This window comes from Roseateles sp. P5_B10 (assembly GCF_056400485.1).
In genome coordinates this window covers 1-1,702 of the sequence record NZ_JBFULE010000996.1, presented here as the reverse complement: position 1 = coordinate 1,702, position 1,702 = coordinate 1, and the positions used below count along the sequence as shown (strand labels likewise).

At 65.1% G+C, this 1,702-nt stretch carries 1 protein-coding gene and 1 pseudogene; both read right to left on the bottom strand.

All coding sequences use genetic code 11. The features are described 5' to 3' along the window. Positions 1-419, bottom strand: a pseudogene (gene narH, locus AC1DU6_RS30115) (nitrate reductase subunit beta); the annotation flags it as partial. Positions 420-436: 17 nt separating this feature from the next. Further along, positions 437-1,702 (bottom strand): molybdopterin dinucleotide binding domain-containing protein (locus AC1DU6_RS30110; RefSeq protein WP_477861710.1); only part of this gene is annotated, 1,266 nt, incomplete at its 5' end.

Sequence of the window (1,702 nt, the reverse complement as noted above, 5' to 3'; positions counted from 1 at the left end):
CCCCACTCGATCTTCTCCATGCGCTGGCCGGTGATGAGGCTGCGCGGCCGGGCCGTGGGCGCATGCTTCATCTCGGGGGCCGACTGCAGGTGGTCGTAGTCGAAGGTGAAGGGCTCGTAGTAGTCGTCGATCTCCGGCAGGTTGGGGTTGGCGAAGATCTTCATCAGGAGCTTCCACTTGCCCCCCTGGCGCGGTTCCAGCTTGCCGTCGGGCTTGCGGATCCAGCCGCCGTTCCACTTGTCCTGGTTCTCCCATTCCTTGGGATAGCCGATGCCGGGCTTGGTCTCCACGTTGTTGAACCAGGCGTACTCGACGCCGGGGCGGCTGGTCCAGACGTTCTTGCAGGTCACCGAGCAGGTGTGGCAGCCGATGCACTTGTCCAGGTTCAGGACCATGCCGATCTGTGCGCGAATCTTCATTGCGTGCTCCTCGCGTTTCAGGGGTTTTCGCCTTGCGCCTGGAAGGCGGGGGCGAGGTGGTCGTCGCGGGGCGTGTCGAGCCAGTCCACCTTGTTCATCTTGCGCACCACGACGAACTCGTCGCGGTTGGTGCCGATGGTTCCGTAGTAGTTGAAGCCGTAGCTGTACTGGGCGTAGCCGCCGATCATGTGGGTGGGCTTGGTGACGATGCGTGTCACCGAGTTGTGGATGCCCCCACGCACGCCGGTAATCTCGCTGCCGGGCGTGTTGATGATCTTTTCCTGCGCGTGGTACATCAGCGTCATGCCGGGGTTCACGCGCTGGCTCACCACCGCACGGGCCGCGATGGCGCCGTTGATGTTGAACAGCTCCACCCAGTCGTTGTCTTCGATGCCGGCGCTTTTCGCGTCGTCCTCGCTGAGCCAGATGACGGGACCGCCGCGGTTGAGCGTCAGCATCAGCAGGTTGTCGCTGTAGGTGCTGTGGATGCCCCACTTCTGGTGCGGCGTGATGAAGTTCAGCACGATCTCGCGGTTGCCGTTGGGCTTGATGTTCTGGATGCCGGCCGTCGTCTTCAGGTCCACCGGCGGGCGGTAGCTGCTGAAGCCCTCGCCGAAGGCGCGCATCCAGGCGTGGTCCTGGTAGAACTGCTGGCGCCCGGTCAGCGTGCGCCATGGGATCAGTTCGTGCACGTTGGTGTAGCCGGCGTTGTAGGAGACCTTCTCGCTCTCCAACCCGCTCCAGGTCGGCGAGCTGATGATCTTGCGCGGCTGCGCCTGAATGTCGCGGTAGCGGATCTTCTCGTCCTCGCGGTGCAGGGCCAGGTGCACGTGCTCGCGGCCGGTGGCCCGGCCCTGGGCTTCCCAGGCCTTCACGGCGACATGGCCGTTGGTCTCGGGCGCGAGTTGCAGGATGACCTCGCAGGCGTCGATGTCGCTGACGATGCGGGCGCGGCCTTCGGCGTTCACGCCGTTGAGCTCGGCGAGCTGGGCCACCTCCGTCTTGGTGTCCCAGCCGATGCCCTTGCCGCCGTTGCCCAGCTTCTCCATCAGCGGGCCCAGCGCCGTGAAGCGCTCAAACGTGGCCGGGTAGTCGCGCTCGACGACGGCGATGGTGGGCGCCGTCTTGCCGGGGATGAGGTCGCACTCGCCCTTCTTCCAGTCCTTCACGCCGAAGGGCTGGGCGAGTTCGGCCGGCGTGTCGTGCATCAGCGGCGACAGGACGACTTCCTTCTCCACGCCCAGGTGGCTGATGCAGACCTTGCTGAAGGCTTTGGCGAAACC